At 44.6% G+C, this 22770-nt stretch carries 17 protein-coding genes and 1 tRNA gene; 13 read left to right on the top strand and 5 right to left on the bottom strand.

The window, feature by feature from the left end:
* Window position 1: 1 nt before the first annotated feature.
* The 6 genes from Q8L79_RS16805 (at window position 2) to Q8L79_RS16780 (ending at window position 6180) form a co-directional block, all read left to right on the top strand.
* Window positions 2–1195 carry an ABC transporter permease gene (locus Q8L79_RS16805; protein ID WP_305273602.1) on the top strand — a complete coding sequence of 398 codons (1194 nt, stop codon included), beginning with the start codon at window positions 2–4 and terminating at the stop codon, window positions 1193–1195.
* Window positions 1196–1782: 587 nt separating this feature from the next.
* On the top strand, window positions 1783–2187 hold the full coding sequence (locus Q8L79_RS16800) for a hypothetical protein (RefSeq protein WP_305273600.1): 405 nt from the start codon (window positions 1783–1785) through the stop codon (window positions 2185–2187).
* Window positions 2188–2191: 4 nt separating this feature from the next.
* Window positions 2192–2626: a hypothetical protein gene (locus Q8L79_RS16795; protein ID WP_305273598.1), complete on the top strand. Its 435-nt coding sequence runs from the start codon at window positions 2192–2194 to the stop codon at window positions 2624–2626.
* A 981-nt stretch (window positions 2627–3607) separates the two neighbouring features.
* On the top strand, window positions 3608–4138 hold the full coding sequence (locus Q8L79_RS16790) for a hypothetical protein (RefSeq protein ID WP_305273596.1): 531 nt from the start codon (window positions 3608–3610) through the stop codon (window positions 4136–4138).
* Between the two features lie 275 nt (window positions 4139–4413).
* Complete coding sequence (locus tag Q8L79_RS16785) at window positions 4414–5595, top strand: toxin-antitoxin system YwqK family antitoxin (protein ID WP_305273594.1); 1182 nt, start codon at window positions 4414–4416, stop codon at window positions 5593–5595.
* 153 nt (window positions 5596–5748) lie between these two features.
* On the top strand, window positions 5749–6180 hold the full coding sequence (locus Q8L79_RS16780; RefSeq protein WP_305273592.1) for a hypothetical protein: 432 nt from the start codon (window positions 5749–5751) through the stop codon (window positions 6178–6180).
* A 492-nt stretch (window positions 6181–6672) separates the two neighbouring features.
* Here Q8L79_RS16780 and Q8L79_RS16775 read toward each other — a convergent pair whose 3' ends face one another.
* The 5 genes from Q8L79_RS16775 to Q8L79_RS16755 form a co-directional block, all read right to left on the bottom strand.
* Complete coding sequence (locus tag Q8L79_RS16775) at window positions 6673–7902, bottom strand: AAA family ATPase (protein ID WP_305273591.1); 1230 nt, start codon at window positions 7900–7902, stop codon at window positions 6673–6675.
* Window positions 7899–8129, bottom strand: a complete 231-nt coding sequence (locus Q8L79_RS16770) for an AlpA family transcriptional regulator (protein WP_305273589.1) — start codon at window positions 8127–8129, stop codon at window positions 7899–7901. Before Q8L79_RS16770 ends, Q8L79_RS16775 begins: the two co-directional genes overlap by 4 nt.
* A gap of 157 nt (window positions 8130–8286) precedes the next feature.
* On the bottom strand, window positions 8287–8955 hold the full coding sequence (locus Q8L79_RS16765) for a hypothetical protein (RefSeq protein WP_305273588.1): 669 nt from the start codon (window positions 8953–8955) through the stop codon (window positions 8287–8289).
* Window positions 8956–9099: 144 nt separating this feature from the next.
* Window positions 9100–10353 carry a tyrosine-type recombinase/integrase gene (locus tag Q8L79_RS16760; RefSeq protein ID WP_305273585.1) on the bottom strand — a complete coding sequence of 418 codons (1254 nt, stop codon included), beginning with the start codon at window positions 10351–10353 and terminating at the stop codon, window positions 9100–9102.
* 177 nt (window positions 10354–10530) lie between these two features.
* Window positions 10531–10617 (bottom strand) — tRNA-Leu (locus tag Q8L79_RS16755).
* Window positions 10618–10706: 89 nt separating this feature from the next.
* Between Q8L79_RS16755 and queA the strand changes: the two genes are divergently transcribed.
* From queA to Q8L79_RS16720, 7 genes are all read left to right on the top strand, one after another.
* Window positions 10707–11753: a tRNA preQ1(34) S-adenosylmethionine ribosyltransferase-isomerase QueA gene (gene queA / locus Q8L79_RS16750; protein WP_305273583.1), complete on the top strand. Its 1047-nt coding sequence runs from the start codon at window positions 10707–10709 to the stop codon at window positions 11751–11753.
* A gap of 1261 nt (window positions 11754–13014) precedes the next feature.
* The gene (locus tag Q8L79_RS16745; RefSeq protein WP_305273581.1) at window positions 13015–14046 is read left to right on the top strand and encodes an undecaprenyl-phosphate glucose phosphotransferase; all 1032 of its coding nucleotides are present in this window, start codon (window positions 13015–13017) and stop codon (window positions 14044–14046) included.
* Window positions 14036–14845 (top strand): polysaccharide export protein EpsE, encoded by an 810-nt coding sequence (gene epsE / locus Q8L79_RS16740; protein ID WP_305273579.1) that lies wholly within the window; start codon window positions 14036–14038, stop codon window positions 14843–14845. The genes Q8L79_RS16745 and epsE overlap by 11 nt, the downstream gene beginning before the upstream one ends.
* Window positions 14846–14926: 81 nt before the next feature.
* Window positions 14927–16363: a chain length determinant protein EpsF gene (gene epsF, locus Q8L79_RS16735; protein WP_305273577.1), complete on the top strand. Its 1437-nt coding sequence runs from the start codon at window positions 14927–14929 to the stop codon at window positions 16361–16363.
* Window positions 16363–17256 carry a chain length determinant protein tyrosine kinase EpsG gene (gene epsG, locus Q8L79_RS16730; protein ID WP_305273574.1) on the top strand — a complete coding sequence of 298 codons (894 nt, stop codon included), beginning with the start codon at window positions 16363–16365 and terminating at the stop codon, window positions 17254–17256. The genes epsF and epsG overlap by 1 nt, the downstream gene beginning before the upstream one ends.
* A 211-nt stretch (window positions 17257–17467) precedes the next feature.
* Window positions 17468–19147, top strand: a complete 1680-nt coding sequence (epsL, locus tag Q8L79_RS16725) for an XrtB/PEP-CTERM-associated polysaccharide biosynthesis outer membrane protein EpsL (protein WP_305273571.1) — start codon at window positions 17468–17470, stop codon at window positions 19145–19147.
* A gap of 856 nt (window positions 19148–20003) precedes the next feature.
* Window positions 20004–22745, top strand: a complete 2742-nt coding sequence (locus Q8L79_RS16720) for an amino acid adenylation domain-containing protein (RefSeq protein WP_305273570.1) — start codon at window positions 20004–20006, stop codon at window positions 22743–22745.
* Window positions 22746–22770 lie beyond the last annotated feature (25 nt).

Below are 22770 nucleotides of genomic sequence, written 5' to 3'. Positions count from 1 at the left end.
TATGCGCTACGCCGACTTGATTTTATTGTCATACCGGACGGTTGTCAGCCACAAACTGCGTTCGGCGCTGACCGCGTTGGGGCTGATTATCGGTATCGCGGCGGTAGTGGTATTAACCTCGATAGGTCGCGGCATCCATACCTTTGTACTGGCCGAATTCACCCAGTTCGGCACCAACCTGATCGGCGTTCATCCCGGTAAAACCACCACTTTCGGTGTGTCGGGCGCATCGATAAGCACGGTTAGGCCGCTGGTCATAGCCGATGCGGTCAGCTTAAGCAAATTGGAAAACATCATTGCCGCATCTCCGATGGTGCAAGGCAATGCGCGTGTTGAAGCAGGAGAAAAACAACGGCGTACCAATGTGCTGGGGGTCGGTTCTGCGGTGCCGGGGATTTGGAAAATCAGGGTTATCAGCGGGCGTTTTTTTCCGGAAGAAAGCAACCCCCGCGCCTTTGCGGTGCTGGGCAATAAATTGGCGACCGAACTGTTTGGCACAGCCAGTCCGTTAGGTCAGCGCATCAGGATCGGCAGCGACCGTTTCCGGGTTATCGGCGTGATGGAAAAAAAAGGCCAGATGATCGGCTTTGACATGGATGACACCGTTTATATCCCGGCCGCCAAAGCGTTGGAGCTGTTTGACAGGGAAAGCCTGATGGAAATTCACCTGCTTTATAAAAGCAATGCTGCGATTGCCGAAGTAGAAAATACGATCAAACGAAACCTGATTGCCCGGCATGGCAGTGAAGACTTCACCCTCGTCACTCAGAACCAGATGCTCAAAAGCATGGATTCGATCCTGAACATCCTGACGCTGGCGGTCGCGGCGTTGGGCAGTATTTCGTTGCTGGTCGGCTCGGTCGGCATATTAACTATCATGACCATCGCCGTTTCCGAGCGGATTTCAGAAATCGGCCTGCTGCGTGCGGTAGGTGCAGAACGCAGAACTATTTTTCAGTTGTTCTTGTGTGAGGCCTTGGCGTTAAGCGGGGCAGGGGGGCTTTGCGGTGTGGTGTTGGGCATAACCATAGTCAGGATACTTGATGCCGCGCTGCCCGCCTTGCCGGTAGAGCTTGCTTGGGCCTATATTGTCGCGGCTTTTATGGTCTCGTTGCTGATCGGCATAGCCGCCGGTGTAGCCCCGGCCATGAAAGCCGCTAGGTTGGAACCGTTAGAGGCTTTGCGGGCTGAGTGATTGGTATTTCACATGTTAGCTTAGCTGCCAGTCACGCAGGGTACGCTGTGCGTACCTTTTAGCGAGCATAGCAATATCTCTGACCCTCCCGATATTTTCTATACGATTTTTACCCTATTGTTTGTTTCAGGGTTTTACGGCGAGCAAAAAGCTTACAGCTAAATAATCTTTGGCTTGCATACATCGGTTTTCGTTTGAGCTAGAGTGTCCCGCCGGAACAATGCCGGGTTTAACTGGCGGCGCAGCCCGGCATATAGAGTATAGGGCGCCTTGTTAATGGCACAGCACAACTTTCGTGGGGCTAATCACAAACGGCTTTGCTCATAAGAAAAGGCAAACATATCAGTGTTTGCACGTGCTTCGGTTTATATTCGGCGGCGTGGTTGATAAGCGCGACTTGTTAAGCCTACAAATAAACTGCTTGGCTTTTCAACTGGTGTTTCTTTTGGGATGCAGCCTTTTAGCCGCACGTTGCGAGCTGGCGAATGGTAGGCGATTAAAAAATCTTTTTAAATTTTGAGGAAAGGATAAATGAAAAATTTGAGTCTGTATCGAGGATCAGATGCCTTGTGGGCACAGTTCCCATTATGACTATGCTTGTACCGCTGTCATCGACAGCCGCTACGTCGGCAGTGTTGACCGATCAGAGCGTTTCCGCCTCGGAAACATTCTATACTCAGGATCAGGATTCGCGAGTCATGCCGTTGCAACGGATTAACGCTTTGGAACAGGCGGAAGGCGCTCCTTTCATGGCGGATAGTCTTGGCCGGTACGCCTATTTGCCTAATCCCAGGAGCCCAGAGCCAAGTCTGCCGGCTGGTTTTATTGCCGCCAAAGAGAATGGCGATAAATTCCGGCATGACCTGCTACGCCTAATATGGGATTGGTTGGTATTGTCGCTGAAAAACCGGGAATCTTCACTGGATACCCTGACAAGTTGGAGTTTGGATGCAGATATTCACGAAAATAACCACATGATTTACTGGAGCTGATGTAATGAAACCCCGTCTATTGATTAGTCTTGTCACCGCTCTGCTTGTGGGAGCCTGTGCCGCCCCCATTACCGCAGCTCCCGATGCCAAAGAGCGGAGTCGATTGTCCTCCAAAATGGTAAATCTGAGTTCGGCGGTAGATGCATATTTTGCCGACCTAGCCGAGGCGCCTATCGACAGCGATGCCGATATTTTGGATAATGCCACTCGTCACAATACCCATCTGTTAGCCACTGAATTTGAGCCTTATTTGCTGAAAGTGCAGTACCAAAAATCGTATGCAGTGCTGTTGTTGTGCAGTAAGGACAGTAGCCGGACGATCATGGAAGACGCAGGTTGTTCTGTCCGCCTGGATCGCCAGGTAAGCCGTGTTGCACCTTGCGAATTTACCTTACTCGTTAAGCAGGGTTGTCAGGTGGAGGGGGCTGACCCGCAGTAAAGTGATGTGAAAAGTGTTTGCAGGTCGACGCGCCGATCACTACATGCCACAAAAGTTGATATAGCTGCTCCGTAACGATCAACCATGCACAGTGCCCTTTTGTGTAACAGGGGGATTCAAGTAAAAATAAAATATTTAGACAAACTCAGCGCGAATGGGTCTTACATTATTGATCGGTTGCGTTCGTGGCGAGCTTGTCAAACCATCAACGTGATCAATTAAGAAGATTTGGGGGGAAGACAGCTAAAAATTTCAGACAATAAAAAACCCGCGAAGCCTTACGGCTTGCGGGTTTTTATAGTTCTTTGCACGGCTCTGAACCAATGTTTGGTACGATGGCCGGAATCGAATAAGCTATAACTTATTGATAATAAATAGCATAAAAACATAATCAATCAAAAGGACATAAAAAAGGACATAAATTTGATTTCTACCTCCTAAAAATGAAAAACACCCGCAACACTTGCCGGAATTTCAGCCATAAAAAAAGCAATGTTACCTAGCCTTAATCTTTACGTTATCACCCTGACCGCCAACTTTGCATCTATAGCGGTGGTGAATTGACATCTATTGCCTTAATTTATTACCAAGTGGGCAACCAGTGGACAATATGGACAGCTGAATAATTGGTGTGAATGTTAAAGCGTAGCACAGATAAAGCCTATATGTGTGTAACCGCTATCAACCGTTAAGGCTATCATTTCCGCTTAACAACTCAAAATTAGTAATACCAAGCTTTATGTTGGGCTAAGGTACTCCGCGAGGGTTTGCCAGTGTGCGTACAGATACAAGGCTGTCAGATTTTATCTACCAACTTTCTCAGTTCAAATTTTGGTAAGTACCTATAGATAATATAATCGTTGTGGGTAGTGTAAGCTTTGGCTGACTATGAATCAGTCGGCTAATAGATTATTGTAGTGTTTAAATTAATCCGGCAGGATTTTTGGTATCGTGGCAAATTAATTAATCGAGAGGGTAAATGTGAAGAAAATAATGGTTTTGTGTGCATTGCTATCTGGATGTGCCACGGTAAATTTACCAAGTAACGTGACAGTAAAAGACAAAAATATAGATACAATGGATTTTTCATACCAAGCGGATAAACCAAAAGAGTTTGCTAATATTAAGCTTTGTATTGCTGAAAATGTAGATAATAAAACAGTGACACTGAAGGACGCTTCAAGTTCAAGCTTATTTGCCGGCCCACATACAGGACAAACTATTCAGGGTGGGGATATATTTAAATATTCAGATGAATCCACTTCAACAATAATTGCAAAAGGTATTGCGGATGGAGGGAGTATAGACTTTATCCAATATGACTTAAAGGCTTCGGCTAAGGGTAGCAATATAACGCTTAAGTTCTACAATATCGCTCATGCTATGAAAAATACCGGTTATTTATCTAATGATGGATTTGAGCATATTTGCGTATTGTCTGGATGTAGACCAGGAAATGCACTTGACGCAATTAAGACAATTGCTGACAAAATTAAAGCATGTATTCAATAGTTAAAATGTTAGCACTTTAGTATTTCGGTACTTGTCGCGTTCAATACGCAGCACTAGATATATCTATAATAGCTAAATGAGAGTAAGTAATTAAACTTTTGGTTTAGCAGTAACCGAGCCACCCTTAAGATATTGAGTATTTAGTCGAATTTCCCTAACTGCTAAGTCTCTGTACCTATTGATTGCTACAATCCGAACTAAGCAATGATAAGTCGCTAAACTGATCAATGAGATTGATTGCCCATTAAGGAAAATTAAAATAATTAGGTGAAAAAATGCCATTAATCATTATTGTTATTGTTATTATTTTTGTTGTAGTGAAATGTGACTCCACATATCCAACACAGAATTATTACAAAAAAGATGTAACTAATGATGAATATAAAAGAGTTTTAGAGGAATGCGAAAACTCTAAAAATAGTGCAATTGACAGGGAGTTGTATAGAAACCCAAAAAATTATAGTGATGCAGGTCATTTGGGTGAATATGCAAAAGATGAATGCTTTAAAGAGAAAGGGTTTGTAAAGGGAGGCTCTATAAGTGATGAATCAACTAAGAAACCGCCCGCGCCCGTACTTGCAACTTCGCCTACCAAAGTTAATGATAAGAAAAATGTTTTCTTCGGCTCCTTTCGTACTGAGGCCGAAACGACAAAAAATAAACTTGACTGCTCTAATTCAGTTGATTCCGATATAACTCCAGCATCCTTTGAGGGGGATGGTGCTTTATACGGGTGTATTCTAGGAAAAGCAGGAACCGTCAAGTGGTTTATTAATGAAAACCCAGTATCTAAGCGTGTTAGCAATGTAAAGTTTCTTTGGAATGATTGGTTTAAGGATATGGGGTATGGACTCCATTCAGATAAACAAGAAGCTAATAAGGCATTAAAAGTACTTATAGAGTTATACGCACCCGAAAAAGCAAAGGAATTGAATAAATTATTTTTAGGAAATACTAATAAAACAATTACTTCAGCTAAGTTTACTCTTAAATATACTTATGACCACGGGCCTGCAATTGATGAACGTATGATTGTAGTGACTGAAGCCACCCACAGCCCTACCGCACCAAGTGCTGAAACCACGCCTACATCTACAACACAAGAGGAGCGAGTCACTAAAGAAGATTTAGACATTAGAAATGATATTGCTTATTTACCAAATGAGGATAAACCTTTTACTGGAAGATATAAAACATATTATTCAAATGGAAATAAAAAAGGTGTAGCCCATTTAAAAGATGGGAAATATGATGGATTAATGACGTTGTGGGATGAAAACGGGCAAAAAAATAGTGAAATACGCCTCAAAGATGGGGTGGAATTACCTTCTAAAGAATATGCCGAAATGACGGCGGCTGAAAAGCAACAAGTACAAAATGATTTAAATAAAATGCTAAAGATGGCATCGCCTGAACAGATTAAAAAATTAGCTGATATAGTGCTACCACCTAAGTAAGATAGGATTAGTCTTTATGTACCTTTATATGCCAGATAGCAAGGTACTAGGCAAAGTTAAATATGCGCGGGTTATTTGCTTATTTATTTCTACAATTAAAACAGGTGCCTATAAAGCTATAAGAACCTTTCAATATCTATGTGGTGAGTATCCATGAATTCAACATTTTTCTATATAGTACTTTTACCCTTCATTATCATGATAAGTGGACTTATACTCAGAGATAAAAGGCGGTGGGAGCAAGAGCAAGAGAAAATAGCTTCTATGACTCCCGAGGAAAAACAGATGTATGAAGAGCAGAAGATGCATAAAGAGCAGGAGCGGCAACTTCGTTTAGCAGAAGAGAACCAAAGAAAACTAGAAATTGAATATGGGGCAATCAATACAGCAATAATATGTCCACATTGCCAAACTAAAGGAAAGGTTCATGCAAAATACGTAAAACTCAAGAAAGGATTAAGTGGGGCTAAAGCTACCGGGGCAATACTTACAGGAGGGTTGTCAATACTTGCAGTAGGTTTATCCAGGAAGGAAGATAATACACAAGCACATTGCGATAACTGTAATTCAACTTGGATCTTTTAACTTTCCGGGTTAATTAAAATAAAACTTATTTTAATTATAATTTATTTTAAATATTCATAGTAAAGACAAACCTACAAAAGGTATAACTAAGTAACTACCTTACCTCTGCAAGTAGTAATTGTCTTAATTACCCTATAAGTAGCATTAATTAGTTACTACACTAAACCGGGAAATACTGGAGTTGAATTTCAATAGGCTGTTAAGTGTGCGCCTGTTAGTAGAAGCACAGGGAGTACCTTAGCCTGCTGGCTTGGTGCTAGTAGCATTGGCTTTATTAGTTGCTCCTACTAAGTACTAGCAAGGTTATTCATCCTGCAAGTAACACCTCCTGCAAATGTTCTTATAATGCGTAGTTCGTTAAATAAAATAATTTGGGCATCAATTATTATTATGGTGAACTGGTTAGTGAACAACCGAACACTTCTAAAGAAGTGTGTTCGTGTTCGTTCGCTATGTACCCCTGAACACTTGTTCGATTTTGTTCGGTTCTGTTCAGTGTTCGGTTTTTTCGTCAAATACTCGCCATACATAATTGTCGCATTTAACAATCAGACCTTGATTCAACAGTTTGTCACTACACCGTTTAAATGCCACTCTCTTGGCGTTTTCGGGGTCTTTTCCAGTCACTACCATAGACGGATAAGCCTTTTCCCGCCAATGGTCGATATTAACAATCTTTTGCATCTTGCCAGTCGGGGAATTAAATTCACCAAACTTGAGTTTAATTTCTGCTGTCGGCTCTATTCCATGCTCCACAATTGCAGCATCCAAGCAGGTTAAGATTGCCTCATCTTTAGCCGTTAATTTGTTCTTCTTATCGGTAGTTGCTAGGCCTCCATATTCAAGATAAACGCTAGTCATCGGCTTATCATCACTATCTAGCCACCCAAGTTCAGTAGTTTTTAAAGTGAATTGCAGTGGATTAAGTGCTTCAAAATCTTTAGCTTTATGACAAGTTAGTGTAATGCAATTATCTTTCTTTATGGTTGAAAATTCGCCATCCATTGCTGCTCTAATTGAACTGCTGCCCCGGCTTCGGTCTTTATTTCCATGCCCACTGTGATGCACAACAAGAATAGCTGCTCCCAATGGCTTCATATACATATCAAGGTTATTGATAAACTTACCTATATCTTGGCTGCTGTTCTCATCGCCGTCCATATTTCTATGCAAAGTGTCGATAATAACAAGGCCGGGGTTAGGACATATTGCCTTAATGCTATTGGCTACTAATTGCGCGTTTATTTTGTCCAGTAATTGCGCAGGCTGTTGACTAATAAATAGACTTTCCGGGGCTTTCATATTGTACTTAACTTCTAACGCTTTTAATCGCCGCTGCATACCAGCAAAACCTTCTCCAGCAATAATAACTACATCTGTTTGTTTAGTACGGTAGCCATGCCAACTCATATCTGCTGCTATACAAAACCCCCAATCCAATGCAAATAGAGACTTGCCTGAAGCAGGTTCGCCAAACAGTAAATTTAAACTACCTTGTTCAATAACATTTTCAACTAGCCATTCAATTTGAACTTGGTTGTCAGTCATCGTTGCTGCTGATACCAATGGGAATGATATTTCTTTTTGCCCTGTTCTTACTGCAATATTTTTTAACTGTAGTGGTGGCGCACTTTCAGTTGTTGCTAACTGTTGTTTTGTATCTTCAGCTTTTTGTTCAATATAACGTAGTATTTTTTCTTTACCGGTGAGTGCGTTGGTCATGCTGCACTTCCAAGGCTGGCTATTAAGGCGCGAACATCTTCAACGCGCCATGCTGTTGTTCTTTCGCCTAACTTTACTGGCTTTGGATATTTACCAGACTTAACGCCATTTAAGAACGATGTGCGACTTATGGGAATAAGTGCGGGGATGTTGGTTTTTTTATTGCCAATTATTTGCGGCAATCTTATAAAACCGGTTTCGGGTAGATGATTTGATACTGTTGCCATGTTGTTGCACTCCTCTGTGCTTAGTTAACATGGTTGTCTATTATGGGAATATTTTTGCTTATGAATAGCTGGAACAGTTCCAGATGTTTATGGTTTTTAGGTGGGCAAGTTCTCTGTAAGCCTTGTTTTATATGGCTTTGTTGGGTGGGTAGGTTTTCTAAATAGATTTAGGAGCGCCGCCGTTTTTATCTGGATTCAGCAAAGTGATTATGCGATTTTTTGCTTCTTCAGTTAATGTCGAATGATGTTTTTCTAGCCATTCTGCTATAAACTTCCTTCGGCTACCCTGTTTTGGCTTGTCAGGATTACATTCAAGAACAGCAGTCCAGGCCTTGATAGCAATATCTAGTTCTAAACTGAACGTGGGATGATTTGGATTAAGATATGCTGGCGGCATTAATAAGTTGTTTAATTCGGTTTCGGTCTGCTTTTTCGGTACATTGCCAATGCACGCAGCTTCAAAGATGTCACCAATTGCATACGGAAACGTTTTTTGTTCGCGTCGTTGATAGTAGCCGTTTGCATATGCTGGCTCATCCTCGCACAAGTAAAATCGAATATCTTTCTTATTCGAATAAGGAAAATTCAGTTCCATTTCATCAAGGTATGAGTGTTCAGATAGCAATAGGTATTCAACGTTTGATTCTCCCCGAGCTGCAATCTCACTTTCATTATGTTTTGTTAGCTCAAATACACAGGCTTCCACCCATTGTTCAGGTTCGCGCCATCTTTCGCCGATTTCCCAGTCCTTGCTTGTACATACATTCATGGCATCAATATCTAATTCATAATCAAAACAGCCCCATCCTCTATACATGACCAACATAAAAAAGTACCTAGTTAAAGTGAAGTGCGTTAAGCAGGAATAACCGGAAACAGGGCAACGAATCCTGCTTATTGCTCCGTCGAGCTATCCGGTTAATTTGATTGTATCAGGTGTTAATTTAGTAGTTCTTGGTTGTTAGCGGATTTACCCGATCTTCTTAAATGGTATCACTTGCGCGCCATTCTTTAAGCTGTCCAGGTAATCAGCCCAGCTTTGCATCATCCGTCTACGTTCTTCAAGATATTGCGCCCTGTTGTAAGCGGCCCTAACATGATCTCTTGGAGCGTGTGCTAGTTGCCTTTCGATTGCGTCAGGACTCCATCCCTGCTCATTAAGAAGCGTTGAGGCTGTTGTCCTAAATCCGTGCGCGGTCATTACATCGGAATCATAACCTAGCGACTTTAACGCCGTTCTAATCGTACCATCTGACATAGGCCGACCATCACCACGACTAGACGGAAAAACATATTGACCTGTACCTGTTAGCGGTTTGATTGCTTCCAGTATGCTGACAGCTTGAGAGGACAGAGGCACAATGTGATAGAAGTCAGTCTTGCTAATATAAGGTCGCCATTCACGCGCTACGAGGTCAATATCTGACCATAATAATTGACGTATCTCTCCAGGTCGTTGAAAGACCAGCGGTGAAAATCGAAAGGCTAACTGTACAACAAAGGTGCCGTTGTAGTTATTTATGTCCCTGAGCAATTGCCCAAACAAGTTAGGGTCTATGATAGCAGCTCTGTGTTTGGGTTTTTGAGCGGGTATCTGTTTGGCTACAGGTTGAGCGGGGTCGTAATCAGTGAAGTTATGAACAATGGCATAAGCAAAAATGGCGCTTATTTCGCTGTGTAGTCTGTGAGCTGTCTCAAGCTGTTTTTTATCTATTACGGGTTTAATGACGGCCAGTACGTCGGATGATTTAATCTGATTGATAGCCATGTCGCCAATTAAAGGAAAGGCTAGGCGTTCAAGTCTTGATGTTTTCTTGGTTTGAGTGGTTGCTTTTGTCAGGTGCTCAATAGAGCTTAACCATTCTAGGGTGATATGTTTAAAACTGTTTAGTATCGGCAGGCCTTCAGCTAATCGCTCTTTATTTGATGCTAAGAGTTGCCGCGCTTTTTTATCTTCGCTTCTGATCTCTCCGGGGTCGTTGCCCTTGGTGATATTGTCACGCGCTTTTTCTGCTTTGTCTCGGGCTGCTTCTAAAGTAATACCGGGGTAACCACCAAGAGCGAGTTTCTTTTGTTTTCTGTCAAACGTATAAATAAACCGCCACAACTTAGCGCCGGTTTTACCAACAAACAAATACAGGCCCTCACCATCATTAAGCATGTAATCTTTTTCTTTAGACTTGGCCGACTTGTAGACCACATCTTTATTGATATTCTTAGCCATTTTATACCCTTTAATTTATATCCTTTTTTTAAGCACTATAGCAAAGGACATAATAAAGGACATACTTTTGGATGAATACCGCTGTATTTGGTTGCATTTCGCTGGACAATAAAAAACCCGCGAAGCCTTATGACTTGCGGGTTTTTGTAGTTCTTTGCACGGCTCTGAACCAATGTTTGGTACCGAGGGCCGGAATCGAACCGGCACTGAGTCACCCCAACCGGATTTTGAATCCGGCGCGTCTACCAGTTCCGCCACCCCGGCAAAGAACGTGCATTATAGGCAACGTTTATCCATAATGCTAGTTTTTTTTAATGTGTATTTAAAAGCTTAACCTGATAATATCGCCCGCTATGAAAAAAAGTGATTTTAATTACCAGTTGCCTGAAGCGCTAATCGCGCAAAAACCCTTGGCAGAGCGCGATGCAAGTCGTCTGTTATGTATGGAGCGGAACGTCGGACGAATAGCTGACCGGCAATTTATCGATTTTATCGATTTAATCGATCAGCGTGACGTGTTGGTTTTTAATGATACCAAAGTGATTCCGGCTAGATTGTTTGGCAAAAAACAAAGCGGCGGCAAGGTTGAGATTCTTATCGAGCGTATTCTGGATGACCATCGTGCTATTGCTCATGTCAGATCAAGCAAGTCGTCGAAAGCCGGTACCTTAATAGAGTTGGATAAGGGCTATTGCTGCGAAGTATTGGGCAGGGCGGACGATCTGTTTCAGCTGGAATTTAAAGGCGACAACAGTTTGCTCGCATTATTGGAGCAAATCGGCCACATTCCGTTGCCGCCTTATATTACCCGTGAGGATGATCAATCCGATCTAACCCGCTATCAGACGGTTTTTGCCAGAGAGGCGGGAGCTGTTGCCGCGCCTACCGCAGGTCTGCATTTTGATCAAATCATGATGGAAAAACTTAAAGCCAAAGGTGTGCAAAGCGCTTTTGTGACCTTGCATGTCGGCAGCGGTACTTTTCAGCCGGTCAGGGTGGAAGAGTTATCCGAACATTTAATGCACAAGGAATATTTTGCCGTGCTGCCGGAGACGGTAGCGGCCGTTCAGCAAGCCAGAGCAAGAGGAGGACGGGTTATCGCCATAGGCACGACGGCGGTCAGGGCGTTGGAATCGGCATCCGGAAGCGGCCAACTTGAGGCCGGTTTTGGTGATACCGACTTGTTTATTACTCCCGGCTATCAATTCAAATCGGTCGATGCGATGTTGACCAACTTTCACCTTCCCGAGTCTACCTTATTGATGCTGGTTTCGGCGTTTGCCGGTTATGAGCATATTATGAATGCTTACAGCCACGCTATTGACCGCTCTTATCGATTCTTCAGCTATGGAGATGCGATGTTTTTGGGGAATGATATTATGAATAATGATGGGTTTTGATTAACTCAATACTTCTTTTTCATGTCGATAAAACTTTTATTTTACAGTGGTTTATTAGGTTTTATTAAGAGCAATAAGTATATTCATTACATTCGGTAAAGCTGATGAGTCAATGCTTGTGTTCGTCCATTTCGGCTTCAAAGAAGGCTGCCTGTCCTCCATATTATCTGACGCAACCAGCGTAACTATAAGGTTTGCCTGTGTAAACAGGGCTTGCTTTTTAGCGTACTGTTTTTGTTAATTCCCCCATACCCGCCTCCGTATTTTACGAATACCGCTGCCATTGATCGTCATCTCCATCACTTGGCGATTGATTCTGTACGTAAGCTTTATAACGATAGTCAAGAAGGAATATCTTGATTGAGCCATCCTCATTACATCAATAACGCTCTGTGCGACCTGACTTGCCATGTGGTTGCTGCCACACTTGGGACAGACGATTTCCTGAAAGTATTTCATGCGACTGCAAACTACAGATTTACCCGCCGTCGGCAAGATTTTAACCAGCGTTTCTAAGTATTTAGCGATATAGCAATGACTCGTCATTTAATTTAGTGTGTATCCCCTGCAGATGCGCGTTTAACTCAAGATTTAGCAAGCGGGGAAAATGAAGTCTTGCGCTCCAAAAGCATGTGGCAGGTTCATTTTTCCATTGATTCAATGTTGTCATACGTTTTTAGTTTAGTGCTGTGTTTGCTGACAACGGACACCCAATAATGCAGCTAACATTTAACTTTTCGCCTGAAAAATGTAATACCCCGTGATCAGGGATTGACACTCTGTTGCAGTGAGTCAGAGGTTAAGCATATGAAAGCCGTTAGGTGTTTCTACTAATTGTTCACATGGTTTGTTTCCTATAACCTGAAGCTGTTTCTATTTTTCCAACGGACCAACTTATTTTTAGGACATAGAGGTGTTTGCATCATCAATATCGGACTGGATTTATCATTAAATTACAGTCTAAGCCTGTTTTAAATTGATTGGTCGATGTAAAGCAAATTTCTTTCATAATCCTTTTAGGAGTTCATCATGAAATGTATTAAAGCGGATGTCTTGGTTTTGTTGTCTATAAGCTCGTTCGTAGTTGATCGGTGCTGTGCAGGAGAGGGAGGGCTGACATGGAATTCAGGTTCTTTGAATAATAACTCATACACGAGTTGAAGATGGTTGTTTTGAGTTATGTCATTGTCGCTTTTACTGGTCATTTATTATGATTAACAGCATAGATTTAGAATTCAATAAAGTCTTTTGGAAGAATTCCATGGCTAGCTTAGTGTTACAGCGATGGCCTTTTACCAAAGGTGAGACATCCCGTGCAGTTATTGTCGGGCTTAGCGATTTAAGCCGTAAATTAACCCATAAATTTAGGCAAAATCCGCTATTGAGAGTGGGCTGTATGGGATTTTTTGATGATCGTTGGTCGGAACGCTTATCGGAAGACAAGCAACATCAGCCGGAAACGCTGCTTGGCAGTATTGCATCGGCTGCTGAATTTGTTAAAACCTATAATGTTCAGCACATTTATATCGCTTTGCCCTTGTCCGCACAGCCGCGGGTTATGGCGTTACTGGATGAATTACGCGATACCACCGCATCAATTTACTTTGTACCCGATATAGTTTCGTTTGATTTAATTCAGGCCAACATCAGTACTATAGACGGCATTCCCATAGTGGCAATATGCGAAAGCCCGTTTGTCGGCATCAACAGCATAATTAAACGGATCAGCGATGTGGTGTTATCGCTGTTTATTTTGCTATTGATTGCACCGTTGATGTTGTTGATTGCCATTGGCATAAAGCTCAGCTCACCCGGGCCGGTACTATTCAAACAGCGTCGTTATGGATTAGATGGCAAGGAAATTGTGGTTTATAAATTTCGTAGCATGACGGTGATGGAAGACAATGAACAGGTTAACCAGGCAACCCGAAATGATCCTAGAATCACTCGGCTGGGTGGTTTTTTAAGAAAAACATCTCTGGATGAGTTACCGCAGTTTATCAATGTATTACAGGGGCACATGAGCGTTGTCGGTCCCAGGCCGCATGCTATCAGTCATAATGAAATGTACCGCAGCCTGATCAAAGGATACATGATCAGGCATAAGGTAAAGCCCGGCATTACCGGCTGGGCGCAGATCAACGGTTTTCGCGGTGAAACCGATGTTCTGGAAAAGATGCAGGCCCGGATTGATTACGATCTCGACTACCTGCGCAACTGGTCATTATTTCTCGACTTATTGATCATATTTAAAACTATCAGCGTGGTCATCAGGGATAAAAATGCTTACTAATATTAAATTACACTGGTTTGATAAACGTTATCTGTTGCTAATGGTTTTATTGGTATTGTCCATTCAGAAAAGTATGGCAGCCTATACCATTGGTCCGGATGATCTTTTGCGTATTTCTGTGTACGGTTATGACGATTTAAGAACTGAGGTTCGCGTTTCAGCCGATGGCCGAATTACCTTTCCTCTCATCGGTGAGGTCGCCGTTAACGGAAAATCCAGTATAGAACTGGAGGAAGCTATTGCCGTACGTCTAATCGAAGGGGGATTTGTTCATGATGCCCAAGTCAATGTCACTGTGTTAAATCATGTCAGTCAGCAGGTATCGGTATTGGGCTATGTTAATCGGCCGGGGCGCTATCCCCTGGACTCCGATAGTTCAATAGTCGATTTGATCGCCATGGCCGAAGGAATTAACGAAATGGGCGACAGCAAGGTAATAGTAACCCGTACTGTCGAGGGTAAGCCGCAAAAGCAGGAACTGGATTTAAAAGTTTATCTGGAGGATGTTAAAAGCATCGCGCCTTTTAAGATGCGGCAAGGTGATCAGGTTTATGTACCCAAGGCCCCCATGTTCTATATTTATGGCGAAGTACAGCGTCCGGGCGGTTATCGGGTTGAACCGGATATTTCGGTGGTAAAAGCTTTACCGATGGGTGGCGGTCTAACGCTACGCGGTACTGAAAACGGTATAGTCATCAAACGCAAGGACAAAAGCGGCGCTCTGCAGGAAGTTGATGTAGAGCTGGGCGACGCCGTATTAAAAGATGATGTGATTTATGTTGGCGAACGTTGGTTTTAGCATGTGGCAAACAATGTTAGGTAATTAATTATCTTGCCTTTATCGATTGCTCAGGTAGAGCCAATAACGTAACGGAACATTATGAACTTTTATCAATTAATTAATATTCTCCTATCACACAGATCGATTGTCTTGTCGGTATTGATGGTGGCGGTAATGACAACCTTGGGGGTAAGCTTGTCGTTACCCAAGCAATATGTTGCCACGACTTCGATCGTAGTTGATCAGCGCAGTGTCGATCCGGTGACCGGCCTGACTTTACCGGTACAGCTGCTGCCCGGGTATATAGCGACGCAGGTCGATATCATCAGTAGCCGGAATGTAGCGCGCAAAGTGGTAGAAAAGTTAAAACTCAGCGAAGACTCGAAAATACAAGAAGACTTTGTAAAAGCCGGTAGCATTGGCAATATCAAGGATTGGGTTGCGGAATCATTGCTGAAAAATCTGGAAATCATGCCGTCACGCGAAAGCAGTGTGATGCAGGTTGACTTTACTTTTTCCGATCCGCAATTGGCCGCGAATATTGCCAATGCTTTTGCCGATGGCTACATACAAACCAGTATTGAGTTGCAGGCTCAACCAGCCAAATTGAGTGCAGACTGGTTCGACTCGCAAATGGCTTCATTGAGAAATAATCTTGAGCATGCACAATCGGTGCTGTCCACCTATCAACAACAACACGGTATCGTCGCAACTGACGATCGTCTTGATTTGGAAAGTTCTCGCCTGGCTGATCTGTCAAGGCAATTGGTAGAGAATCAGGCTCGCACCAGCGAATTGCAATCCAGAAAAGATTTGCTGACGTCCACCCTCAAGCAAGGCATATCGTCAGAGTCGTTGCAAGAGGTATTAAACAGTCCTGTGATTCAATCGCTGAAGTCGGAATTAGCGAAATCAGAAGCCAAATTTGCCGAATTGTCCAAGCGTGTCGATATAAATCATCCGCAATATAAGCAAATGAAAGCCGAAGTAGATAGCCTGAAACAGAAAGTTCAGTCTGAAGTTAAAATGGTGCTATACAGCATCGCAGGAGGGGTTTCCTCCTCCAATCAACATGACAAGATAATTGCCAATGCCTTTGCTGAACAGAAAGCCAAGGTGTTGGAGCTAAAACAACAGCATGATGAAATAAGAGTGCTTAACCGTGAGGTGGAAAGCGCACAGCGGATATACGATGCCGCCCTGCAGCGAGCGGTACAAAGCCGCATGGAAAGCGAAATGCGCCAAACCAATACTGCTGTCCTTAATCCCGCCGTTCCGCCGCAAAAATTCGCCAAACCCAAGGTGCTGATAAACTTGATTCTGTCGGTTTTTCTGGGTGGCATGTTAGGCGTGGGTTCGGCGTTAGTGGCAGAGTTTATGGATCGTCGGGTGCGATCTGCCTTTGATATTTCCGAGCTGTTGACTGTTCCTGTGCTTGCTGTAATTTCACTTCCGGTTTCGAAGCCAAGTCGGATGGCTCAGCTACCTCATCTTGACAGCCCCAATGACGGTTCCAATAATCGAGGTAATGCATAATGCAAGCAGAAACTATAATCAACAGCAAGATGAACGGCAAGATGAGCAGCAAAATAACCAAAATACAAAATACCGCGTCGATGGGGGCTTTATTGCTTGATGCCGGCAAAATCAGCGTCCGGGATGCCGAACGTATCATCGCCTTGCAAAAACAGAATGGCATGCTCTTTGGCGATGCCGCAAAGGAGCTCGGGTTAGTCACCGATGATGACATACAAAAAGCCTTATCATATCAATTTGACTTTCCATTCCTGACTGGAAGTGAAGAGAATATCAGCCGGGAACTGGTCGCCGCGTACGAGCCCATGAGTATGCAGGTGGAAGCGTTGCGGGCGGTGCGAGGACAATTGATGCTACGCTGGTTTGACGATATCCATAAAACCTTGACGTTGGTCAGTCTCAGTCGTGGTGAGGGGCGCAGCCTCATGGCGGCCAATCTGGCGATTGTTTTTTCTCAGCTTGGCGAGCGTACCCTGTTAATCGATGCCGATCTGCGACAGCCGCGGCAGCATACATTATTCAAGCTACAAAGTATTTATGGCCTGTCGGATGTGTTAGCAGGGCGCGCTGATTTAACGGTTATTACACGAATTCCGGCGTTCCGGGATTTATCGATCTTGCCGGCAGGCACAGTGCCGCCCAATCCGGTCGAATTAATCAGCAGAGGCTTAAAGACCTGTCTGCAAGAATTGCAAACACAATTTGACGTAATCCTGATAGACACCCCGCCGGCAGAACAGGCTATCGATGCACAAATTATCGCCTCAAATTGTGGTGGCGCCCTTTTAGTGGTGCGACAACACAAAACCCGGATGAATGATTTGCAGTTGTTAAAAGAAGCTTTGCAAGACACAGGCAGTCAATGTCTCGGTGTTGTATTGACGGATTTTTAGCAGTTAAAACAAAGGTATATTCGTTTTTAGTGAAAGTTTGGTTTAAGTAATAGTGTTAATAAAATGAATAGTATATAATTATTCTATAATTTTATACTATCATCTTACCCTCTAGGAACTCGAAGATTTACAGTCCGAGCATCGTCATAAATCCAATAAACGCTATGACGACCGCATCAGGATTGTTTATCAGAGAGGAGCAGGTTGGTCGATGACAAAAGTGGCCGAGGCTTTAATGATTGACCTTAAAACAATACGTAACCACTATAAGCGATATCCCAAAGGCGGCTTGGCCTCTTTACTTAATTACGATACGGGTAGTGAAGCGACCCTGAAAAACAAACAGCTGTCTCAGCAACTCCAGCAAAACATCTCTCAGGCAGTCAAAGACATAGTGCATTCCGTCGAGCAAACTTGGCACATATCCAGTGAAGAGTTTAGGAGCCAGCTCTTGTATCGACTCAAGTTCTCCAAGGCTTTCAAGACCATCATATTGCCCGGCTTATTGTCACGTAATGCCCTTCTCGGCAAAAACACCGGACCAGGGCTTACCAATGGTAAGGATGAAGCAATTAACAATAGCTTTAAAAGCTTATTACCTATAGCGGTGCACATAATGGTAATGTTATTTTTGGACAGTTTGCAGCGCGGCCGCAAAAACAATACGACTCAAAATCGGTACTTATTGTCGTGTTTCATGTTGTTGCTAGCAGCGGCGATGCCAAGTAAAACCTATGCCTTGGCATCGCCAGACGATACCATCAGGCCATACGTTGCCTCCACCTTGTTATACGACAGCAATTTTTTACGGCTATCTGACAGTGTCGATCCAGTGTCGGTTACAGGTAAAAGCGACAAAAGCGAATTTGTTAAACAAGTCGCGGCCGGATTTGATGTAGATTGGACGATCGGCAGACAACATATTATTGTCAAAGGAAGTGTTAACCAGAACTGGTTCCAAAACTTCACCACTTTGGATTACACCGGCTGGGACACCCAAGCCCAATGGAATTGGCGAATAGGGAATAATCTGGATGGCGAGATTGGTTATACCAACGCTCAAACACTGGGCGGTTTTGGTCAATTGAATAATCTGGTAGGCAACCTGACAAATAACCAACGTTACTTTGCCAACGCCGGGTACCTGTTTCACCCCAACGGCAAGATCAGGCTCGGCCTGTTTCGGACAGAGATCGAGTTTGACGGTACAGGCCGGCAATTCAGCAATAACACTGAAGATAATGCTGAAGCCAATCTGCAATACCTAAGCCCCACAGGCAGCAGTTTAGGGTTGCGAGTAATCGCAACCGATGGTCAATATCCGCAGCGCGAGTTAACCGTCGGCAGCACTCAGGATAACGCCTACACCCGAATGAACTATGCAATGGTCTGGGATTGGCATTCCAACAGTAAAACACGTATTGATGGGCTTGTCGGTTACACTCAACAAGACTATGCGAATTTTGGTATCCGTAATTTTGACGACATAGTCGCGGAGCTTAGTCTGAACTGGCAAGCCAGCGACAAAACATTGTTGGCGCTGTCCGCAAGACGCCAAATTGCCCAAGCCGATAACCTGTTTTCCAGCTTTGTGCTAACCCAAGGTGTGTGGTTTAACCTGAGTTGGCAGTCTACCCCCAAAATTGCTATAAGGTTACCCATGTCCTATCAACAGCAAGATTATCTGGGCGGTAGCGGTACCAGCGTCGCTGACTTTAGTTTTGGGCAACAAAAAGATAAAGTCGGTAATATCGGCTTTAATGTCATGTATCAGCCATTAGACAGCATCAGTATCGGTCCCGTGCTGAATTACGAAAAACGCGATTCCAACAATCCGGCCTCATCCTACGAAAGCAAATCCGCCGGTGTTAATTTACAAGCGGATTTCTAAATTCTATCGGTAGAAAGTCTTGATACATCGGTGTGTCGAAGTATAAGTCATCGATAGCTTTGTATTAGCTTGTGTTGTTGGTCGACAGTGCGGTTTTTATAGCCGCAGTGAGTCTCCTCGTTCAGTTCCAGTAGTGGTATTTTTTTGACGACGTTTGACTTCGTATTTATCTCACGTCTTTCAGTTTATAAGCCCATTTAAGCCCATTTAATCCCATTAACGGATCATCCGCCATCTTGATAAATTGAGGAGCGCGAGCAAGCGCATTAAACCATCCAATACACATAAAAGTGTTCGTCTCAGCCCCCCAAAGCTCCTCAATAGTCTCCCATCTATCCATATTCTACGAAGCTTCTGACAGTACCCGTTAACCTTCAAAACAAGCTTTTCACCATCACAGTCTTGAATGGCCGTTGTCATCACGACAATTAATAATCCCGCCAAAATGTGGCGTTTAATCCTTGAATCTTTTGGTCCGGGTTATAGCCTTGTTCGCCAGTCATTCGCCAGTCAATGGTGTCGTTTTAACGCGTTGGCTATCTAACCATAGCGGCTGCCGCTGGAAGTTTATGTCGTCCCGCTTTGAGGCCTATATCGGCTCGCAAGTTGTCACGCATACAGACTTAGGAAATAGGTTAGGGTGATTGTAGGGGGAGTGCGGGATAGCTTCATCAGATGTTCCGAATCAATAAAACCGGCTTCTCCGATAGGTAATCGCACTTATTGATTGAAGAAGTTGAAACTTCTATCCTAGAAACACATATACGACAGCAACTGATCTTTTTAGGTTAATGCAACTGAGTATAAAGCGCTGTTTCGCCAAGACGACAATTCTTAATTTTAGGGAAATATGAAAATGAGCTTACTTGATCCATCTATGGAATCACTAAAGCAGTCCTCAGAACCAGTAACTGAACCATTTCTAGAAAGGGTAGGGCTAACACCGGAAATGATTGAGTCGATGGAGCAGCGGCTGGATTACTGGACGGGTCGGCTGTCGGATGCGCCAATACTGGAGTTGCCCACTGACAGGCCGCGCCCGGCGATACCGTCGTACCGCGGGGCAAGTCGGCAATTCAGCTTGTCGTCCGATTTGACCAAGGGACTGAAAGCCCTGAGTCGAGACGAGAGTGTGACCTTGTTCATGACTCTGGTGGCGGCTTTCTATGTGCTGTTGCATCGCTATAGCGGCCAGGACGATATTGTGATCGGTACGCCGAGCGCAGGGCGGAGTCGCCTGGAACCCGAAAGTTTAAGCGGCTTCTTCGTCAACACCTTGGCGTTGCGTGCGGATCTTTCAGGCAATCCGGGCTTCCGGGAACTGCTGGCGCAGGTGCGCGAAGTTACTGTAGGAGCTTATGCCAACCAGGATATACCCGTTGAAAAACTGGTCGATGCGCTCCATCCGCAACGCGACCCCAGTCGCAATCCGCTGTTTCAGGTCATGTTCGTGCTTCAGGATACCCCGGAACTTCCACAGCTCAGTGCCGGAACTACCCAATTCGATCTTACTCTTGAACTGTCGGAAACCCCGCATGGCTTGGCAGGCAGGATGGAATACGCTGCCGACTTGTTCGAGGCTGCGACCATAGATCGCCTGATCGGCCATTTTCAGACCCTTCTTGAAGGCATCGCCGCCGACCCTGATGCACACCTGTCCGAGTTGCCCCTGCTGACCGAACCCGAACGTCGGCAACTGTTGATAGAATGGAATGACACAGGGACTTGGTTTCCACGAGATAAATGCATCCATGAGCTGTTTGAGGCGCAGGTAGCAGCAACTCCACAGGCCGTGGCCCTGGTGTGTGAGCAGAACCAACTGACCTATGCCGAACTGAATACCCAAGCCAACCAGTTAGCACATCTCCTCGGCGAATTGGGCGTTAAGCCGGATGCGCTGGTGGCTATTTGCGCCGAGCGCAGCTTGAATATGGTGGTGGGAGTGCTGGCTATTCTTAAGGCCGGAGGCGCTTATGTGCCGCTTGATCCGACTCATCCCAAAGAACGTCTGGCCTTCATGATCGAAGACAGCGCTCCAGTGGCATTACTGACTCAAGGTCGGCTTGACGGTCTGTTTACGGGTATGGCAAAAGCTTTGCCGGTAATCTATCTGGATGCCGAGCTTCCCCCGTGGACGAACCGACCGGACACCAATCCGGTTAGCCATGAAGAAGGGCTTACCCCTAACCACCTGGCTTACATGATCTACACTTCCGGCTCCACCGGCAAACCCAAGGGTGTGATGATCGAGCATAGGAGTGTGTGTAACCTGATCTCGGACCTGAAGAACCGTTACAATATTCGTGCCGAGGACCGAATTCTGCAGTTCGTCGCTATCGGCTTTGACGTGTCTATACAGGAAATCTTCGGTGCTTTACTCTCGGGCGCTGCATTAGTGCTGCGCAATGATGATTGGATAGCCGGTGCGAAGAAGTTTTGGGCGTTGTGCGAAAAGAATAATGTCTCGATGATCACTCTGCCAACTCTTTTTTGGCAACAATTGGCCCAAGATGAGCAGGCCGTCATCCCTCCCGTTATTCGCCAGATCATCTTTGGCGGAGAGGCCGTCAACAATAAGATCCTGGCGGCCTGGTTTGAACGCAAAAGTTACCGTCCCAAGGTATTTAACGAGTATGGTCCGACGGAAGCGACGGTCAAGGCAACTGTTCATGAGCCGTTGGCCGATTCTGTAAGTTGGCAATCCATCGGCCGCCCCATCAGCAACACCCGTATTTACATTCTCGATACCAACAACCAACCGGTTCCGATCGGCTTGACAGGAGAGCTTTATATCGGTGGTGTGGGCGTTGCCAGAGGCTACCTCAATCGATTGGAACTGACTGAGGAACACTTTGTAGCCGATCCGTATACTGCGCAAGCTGGTGCGCGAATGTACAAGACCGGCGACTTGGCTCGATGGCGGGCCGACGGCACCATTGAATTTCTGGGCCGCAACGACTTCCAGGTCAAGATCCGGGGCTTCCGGATCGAGTTGGGCGATATCGAAGCAAAGCTGGCGACACACCCGTCGGTGCACGAAGTGGCGGTATTGGCGGATGATGACGGTGACGGCGCCAAGCGCCTGGTGGCTTATTTAGTGCTGAAACATAATTTTACGTCCGGCGTCTCTGAGCTACGGGACTTCCTTAAGGAAAAGATACCCGAGTTCATGGTGCCTTCGGTATTTATGTTTCTTGATACGTTGCCAATTACCCTTAATGGCAAACTGGACCGCGAGGCCCTCCCCAAGCCGGACATTAGCCGGCAGGCTGTGAACCATGATTTTGTTGCTCCACAAAGTCCGGTAGAGAAACAACTAGCCGGGATATGGGGAGAAATTTTAAGAATGAATGATGTCGGTATTCATGACAATTTCTTCGAGTTGGGCGGGCAATCATTGCTCGCTACGCAAATGATTATCCGTGTTGAAGAACAACTATCGGTGGACATTCCACTAACCCGTTTGTTTGAAACGCCGACTATCGCGGCATTGGCGAAGTTGATTGAAAATACTGAAGCAATAGCGCTAAACCATGCCAATCGCATTATCCCTCAGCGTCGCTCGGCTTATAAGGTTAACACTCAATTCTTAATATAACTCAGCGACAGCGGATTGTTTTTTA

The sequence above is a fragment of the Methylobacter sp. genome (genome assembly GCF_030680395.1).
In the GTDB taxonomy this organism is placed as follows: Bacteria; Pseudomonadota; Gammaproteobacteria; order Methylococcales; family Methylomonadaceae; genus Methylobacter_A.
This window is presented reverse-complemented; position numbering and strand designations above follow the sequence as displayed.

Bases quoted from the DNA above. Each gene is read 5' to 3' on its own strand.
- Q8L79_RS16745 (WP_305273581.1), top strand. From the start codon at position 13,015: ATGGCTAGCTTAGTGTTACAGCGATGGCCTTTTACCAAAGGTGAGACA.
- queA (WP_305273583.1), top strand. From the start codon at position 10,707: ATGAAAAAAAGTGATTTTAATTACCAGTTGCCTGAAGCGCTAATCGCG.
- Q8L79_RS16785 (WP_305273594.1), top strand. From the start codon at position 4,414: ATGCCATTAATCATTATTGTTATTGTTATTATTTTTGTTGTAGTGAAA.
- Q8L79_RS16800 (WP_305273600.1), top strand. From the start codon at position 1,783: ATGACTATGCTTGTACCGCTGTCATCGACAGCCGCTACGTCGGCAGTG.
- epsE (WP_305273579.1), top strand. From the start codon at position 14,036: ATGCTTACTAATATTAAATTACACTGGTTTGATAAACGTTATCTGTTG.
- epsL (WP_305273571.1), top strand. From the start codon at position 17,468: ATGACAAAAGTGGCCGAGGCTTTAATGATTGACCTTAAAACAATACGT.
- Q8L79_RS16780 (WP_305273592.1), top strand. From the start codon at position 5,749: ATGAATTCAACATTTTTCTATATAGTACTTTTACCCTTCATTATCATG.
- Q8L79_RS16760 (WP_305273585.1), bottom strand. From the start codon at position 10,353: ATGGCTAAGAATATCAATAAAGATGTGGTCTACAAGTCGGCCAAGTCT.
- Q8L79_RS16720 (WP_305273570.1), top strand. From the start codon at position 20,004: ATGAGCTTACTTGATCCATCTATGGAATCACTAAAGCAGTCCTCAGAA.
- Q8L79_RS16805 (WP_305273602.1), top strand. From the start codon at position 2: ATGCGCTACGCCGACTTGATTTTATTGTCATACCGGACGGTTGTCAGC.
- Q8L79_RS16765 (WP_305273588.1), bottom strand. From the start codon at position 8,955: ATGTTGGTCATGTATAGAGGATGGGGCTGTTTTGATTATGAATTAGAT.
- epsF (WP_305273577.1), top strand. From the start codon at position 14,927: ATGAACTTTTATCAATTAATTAATATTCTCCTATCACACAGATCGATT.
- epsG (WP_305273574.1), top strand. From the start codon at position 16,363: ATGCAAGCAGAAACTATAATCAACAGCAAGATGAACGGCAAGATGAGC.
- Q8L79_RS16770 (WP_305273589.1), bottom strand. From the start codon at position 8,129: ATGGCAACAGTATCAAATCATCTACCCGAAACCGGTTTTATAAGATTG.
- Q8L79_RS16775 (WP_305273591.1), bottom strand. From the start codon at position 7,902: ATGACCAACGCACTCACCGGTAAAGAAAAAATACTACGTTATATTGAA.
- Q8L79_RS16795 (WP_305273598.1), top strand. From the start codon at position 2,192: ATGAAACCCCGTCTATTGATTAGTCTTGTCACCGCTCTGCTTGTGGGA.